This window comes from Bacillus sp. 196mf (assembly GCF_003217275.1).
Classification (GTDB): Bacteria; Bacillota; Bacilli; order Bacillales; family Bacillaceae_G; genus Bacillus_A; species Bacillus_A thuringiensis_S.
The window spans coordinates 1-5301 of record NZ_QJTG01000068.1 but is presented as its reverse complement, the minus strand read 5'-3'; the positions used below and the strand labels follow the sequence as shown (position 1 = coordinate 5301).

Sequence of the window (5301 nt, the reverse complement as noted above, 5' to 3'; positions counted from 1 at the left end):
AAGGTTCTCCTTCGTCTGTTTAACCTCCTACAGCACAACGGACGAAAATCTCATCGATATGAGAAAAAGACAGTCTTTGATATTTTGGGTGTTGTTTATGAGTATACCACTTCTACTCATCAGGTAGCATAGTAAAAAAATTGAAGCCCGTCAGGGTTTATTTGATATGCCTACTTTTATAAAATCTATAAAAGATAATAAAAAACTATATAGAAAGACCGCATTTTGTATAAAAATATACCTTAAGTTGATGGATGTGGGGTACCGCCACATGTCCATCAACTTAAGAATTCCGAATTACCCCAAAATAAAAAAATGAGCTTTTTTGCTACAAGTTAGCACAAAATTTCGTTCTGGGGGTATTTACTTTTCTTAGCTTGATAGCGATGTGGCGGTACCCCTAGTATTTTTTTTAGAAATTTGGTAGAATAAAATCGTAAAAAACCTAAGGAACCAAAATAGTTTTTAGTGTTTCGAGCCGTCAAATAAAGAGTTCAATTTAATATGTCGAATATATAAGTGATTTTTTGTAGAAAAGCACTTATATTTAAAATACCTAAACCAAAAAAACTTTTTTTGTTTCTTGTGTTTTTATAAAAAAATAGGAGTGATCTTTATGCAAAAAAAGTAATTACAGGGTTATTAGCAGTAACCCTTGTAAGCACAAGTTTAGCACCATTTAATGGTGCTGTGAACAATATTGCTTATGCAGATGAAAAAACATCAAAACAAAACTTTGAAGGGTTAAAATTTTCCGCATCACTAAGTGAAATGGCTGTAAATTTTAAAGAAACACAAAAAACAATAAATAATTTTCTTAAGACACCAAATATAGAACTTACAAACTTACCTAGTTTACAAGAATATCAAGACAGCATAAAAACTGATATGAAATACTGGATTGATGAAATTGATCCTTCATTAATTGTAATTAATGAAGAGAATAAAAGGTTTTTACGAACTTACGACACATACTCTGATAGTATACACGAAATCCTGGACAATTTAAATAATAATACCAGGGGAACAGATGCGAAGTTAACAAAAAGATTGGAAGTTCTTCAAAATAAAGTGGTTAAAAGACAGAGTGACTTAGATTCAATTATTCAAAAAACCAAAAGATTTCAAACGAAATTTGAAAAACATACAGGGTCCCTTTCTTCTGATTTTACAGCAGCAACATTAATGATTAATAAATTGACTGGTAAAGGTGCAGAGTTAAGCAAGGAAATTGAGCAAATAAAAAAAGATATGGATGATGATTTGAAAATTATTTTGGCATTCCCAGGAGCAATAAATGAACAGGCTATAGCTATAGGGATGCAAGTATACGATTTAATTCAAGAGCCCATGAAGGCAGTTTCAGACTCGGCAATTAAAACATATAAAACAAAAGAAAAAGGGCAGGATAAAGGTCATTTTGATAAAGTTATTGATATTGTGGGTGATGGTTGGGAAAAAGTAAACATGGATAAAGCCCTAAAGATACAAGAAAGTTATGACAAGCTAGCTAGTGCTAGTACAAAGCAGAAACAAAGCCTATCCAATATAATTTCTAACAATAAAAAATTATATGAAAAAGTTATAGAATTAGACAGAGTCGACATTCAAATAGCTGATATATCTTTAAAAAATGTACAATTAAAGAAAATTGGGGAACAGATAGAAGAAAGAATTAGTTCAATTGAAGATTTAAAAATGGATTATAAAAAATTGGAATCATTTCTTATTTTATTGCAGGATAATACGAAAGCAAAAGATAGAAACAAACTCTCTAAATTTCTCGGAGATTTAGAAGACTTTTGTCTGAAAGTAAAAAAAGAGTCAACTACTTTTGAATCTATCCTAAATGAAAATAATTAAATCACCTAATACAACTAAAGGGAGTCAAAAAAATGAAAAATAAGCCATACAAAGTAATAGCATTATCTACATTACTAGCATTTACTGTTGGAAATAATGTAATTCCTGTTCAAGTATTTGCACAAGAAGAAACCATTCAAAATAAAACACAAGAAAATAACAATATCTTGGGAGCGGCAAACGGTTTTAAGGGTACGTTAAATGAGAAACAACGCGCTATAGCTATGATGACTGCATCTGCACGCTCTATTTTGGCAGTTCCAAGTTTGAAAGAAATCTTTCAAAAATCAATAGAAGAGAAATTTAAAGAAACAAAGGGAGATAAAGAGTCGAAGCCATATAAAGACTTTGTCCAATTATTTAACAACCTGGATGAGCATCAAAATACGGCTCAACACAATAGTAATAGGTGGTTAAATGACCTCACTCCATATATAGAAAAGACAAATCAACAAATTATTGATTATAGTACGAAATTTTCAAATTACCATGAGCCATTATTACAACAAGTAGATGAAATATTAAAAGGAAAAGAAGTTAATAAAAATAACCAGGCTATAGTTAGTGGATTACAACGCTTATTGAATGATTTGGACAATAACGAACAAAGTGTAACAAATGTAATTAAGGCTTTAAAGGAATTCAAAAAAAATCTGGATGAAAATGATACAGACTTTAGAACAGATGAAGGGCAAGTTAGAATGTTAATAACTGGTAATAACGCAGAATTAGAACAATTAAAACTACAAAAAGAGGCTTTTCTTAATGCATATAATGAGCACGTTAAGGATATGTGGATCGCTGCTGGACTTGGTATTGGAGGCGGAACTGTTCTTGCAGGAGTAGGCATTGGGCTGATAATAACGGGTGCATTTGCACTTCCGCTTGCTATTCCAGTGGTAATAGCGGCAGCTGGAATAGGCGCTTTGAGTTACGGAATATTCGGAACGATTAAACACAGCCAAGAACTTGGCCCTACTTATGCTAAATACTTAGAGGCAGAAAAACGTATCTCGCAAATCAACGCAGGGGTTCAAGCTTTAACAACTACTCAGGGCCATGTAAAACAATTAATTAAAGAACTAGATAGATCTATTGAGAGCCTTACGACTATTAGAAATCAATGGTCTTCTATGCAAGCAAAATACGGTGGATTGATTCAAGATATTCGAGAGAATAAAAGAGAGCAAGATTATGAGTTAGTAAAAGAAAACTTAAAAATAGCTAAAGAATCATGGGATGATATCGCAAAATATGCAAATGATTTAATGCACCAAATGAAAGGTATTGAGGTTAAAAAAGAGATCATAAAAGATTAAAGAATCTCTTATTATATAAATGGGATATCAATATAAGTCCCACTTATATTTTCGACATCACCATATGATGTTTAAAACATCCAATAAATCGTTATGACTTACACCCAAATGAATTTAGGTATGGTGAATTTTTAAAGAGGACTTATAAAGGAGGAAATAACATGAAAAAAAAATCTAGTAAAGCTCTGGTATTATCCACATTATTAGTAGTTTCAACCTCTAATATGGTAGCACCGATTTATAGTTTTGCGAGTGAAAAAACAACACAAGAAAATTCACAAAATACAAAAGAACCTAATAAAGAACCTACTCTAGGGCCAAATGAGTTAGCTCAAAAATTAGGGAAGGCATATACTAATATAGCAAAAGTAAGTATTCATGCAAGAGTAATTTCTCAACAAACGGATGTGAGTTTAGAAGATTTTGATAAAAAAATTGAAGGAAGCATTGTTCACGACCAAGAGTTAGCTAGGGGAAATTCCAAAAATTGGTTGCAAAATATTGTACCAATGGCTTTAAAGCAGGCTCAAGGAATCATTGATTATAATACTCAATATCAAAATTACCATGAAGTTTTAATCCAGGCAGCTAAAAAGCATGATAAACAACAACTGCTTGCTGGTCTTGAGAAATTAAAAAAGAAACTGACAAGTAATCGAGAGGGCTCACAGGAATTAAAAAATCAAGTTGATAAATATCAAAATGATCTATATACGGATGAGAGAAATTACAAAAGTCACATTGCAACATTAAACGATGAAGTATCAGCAAAAGCTAAGGAAATTGAGCAACTCAACAAAAAAATTGAGATGCTTCATAATTGTGTTGATGGTCAGTTAGATAGAATGGAGAAACGTTTTACAAATATCTGGGATAATCCCGATGGAGCATGGGGAGGATTTGTATCATTTCTGAAGGTGGCAAGTGGTGTGAATGCTTATGATTCAATAGCGGATATGAAACAAGTTAAAGAAGCTGAAGAAGAATTAGTCCAACTGCAAAATGATAACAAAAAACATAAAGAATTGGAAAATTTAACTGTAGCATCTAAAAGTTTGAAAAAGATATCTAGCGAAATTCAGAACGCACAAAGTGCTCTTGAGGATGTTACAAAGCAATGGACTAACATAATTAATCAATTTGATGGTTTAATTAATCAAATAGAGAACAGTAAGGATATAGACGAGACATTTTGGATATTTGTTGAAAAAGATTTAGAGACGGCAAAAGATCAATGGGCGGGAATACAAAAAGAAATCAAGGGTTCATGATTATTTGAATATAAAAACATTATACTATGAAACATAGGAATAATGATGACATTTCTATGACTTTAGTAGAAATGTCATCATTATTCCTGTTTGATGCCAAATATTTAGAAGTTATGTATACCATATAATTTTTTTATTATCCATTATATTTTATGTGAGTATAAATTGTGAAATAAAGTGGATACTTCCCTCTAAAAATCCTATATTGGCTCATATTAAAAACTGTATAAATAAAAGCGTGATTAAAAACTGTTAATTATAATATATTATTTTAATTGTATAGGAGAGAGTTTAATGAAAAAAAATTTAACAAAACACCTAATTTTATCATCATTATTAACAATGTCAACGGCTAGTATGGTAGCTCCTACTCACAGTTTTGCTGATGAAAAAATAAAGCATGAGGAATCAAAGAACATACAGTTGAATATGACTGAAAGTACTTTAGGACCACAAGACCTATCTGCAGCATTGACAGATGTATATAGTAATATAGCTAAATTAAATATACATGCAGCTACAATTATGATGCAAAAAGAGCTAAAACTTGAAGGTATCTCGATTCCAATGCCTGCAGATAAGTTATCTCAATTCAATACAGTAGGAGATGCTATTAAGTATGATCAGCAATTAACACGTGATTATTTATTAAATTGGTTGAATGAACTTAGTCCCATGTCGTATAAATTAACGCAGAACGTAGAGGATTATAATAAAAGATATCAACAATACTACCAAATCCTTGATGAAGCAATTAAAGGACATAATAAGCCGATGTTACTGAATGGAATTAAGCGATTAAAGACTTCTGTTCAAACAAATCAAGAAAATGTAAAGCAATTAAAAGA

Annotated in this window: 4 protein-coding genes; all 4 read left to right on the top strand. The window is 31.2% G+C overall.

Translation table 11 applies throughout. From position 1 onward, the window contains the following. Nucleotides 1-690: 690 nt before the first annotated feature. Complete coding sequence (locus tag ATL10_RS30175; protein ID WP_110498286.1) at nucleotides 691-1863, top strand: HBL/NHE enterotoxin family protein; 1173 nt, start codon at nucleotides 691-693, stop codon at nucleotides 1861-1863. A gap of 32 nt (nucleotides 1864-1895) precedes the next feature. Further along, complete coding sequence (locus ATL10_RS30170) at nucleotides 1896-3182, top strand: ClyA family alpha-helical pore-forming toxin (RefSeq protein ID WP_110498284.1); 1287 nt, start codon at nucleotides 1896-1898, stop codon at nucleotides 3180-3182. Nucleotides 3183-3343: 161 nt separating this feature from the next. Further along, nucleotides 3344-4453, top strand: coding sequence for a ClyA family alpha-helical pore-forming toxin (locus ATL10_RS30165; RefSeq protein WP_110498282.1), 1110 nt, complete (start codon nucleotides 3344-3346; stop codon nucleotides 4451-4453). Between the two features lie 342 nt (nucleotides 4454-4795). Beyond that, nucleotides 4796-5301, top strand: a 506-nt coding sequence (locus tag ATL10_RS30160) for an HBL/NHE enterotoxin family protein (protein WP_181419367.1), incomplete at its 3' end; no start/stop codon positions are given.

Bases quoted from the DNA above. Each gene is read 5' to 3' on its own strand.
- ATL10_RS30170 (WP_110498284.1), top strand. From the start codon at position 1,896: ATGAAAAATAAGCCATACAAAGTAATAGCATTATCTACATTACTAGCA.
- ATL10_RS30165 (WP_110498282.1), top strand. From the start codon at position 3,344: ATGAAAAAAAAATCTAGTAAAGCTCTGGTATTATCCACATTATTAGTA.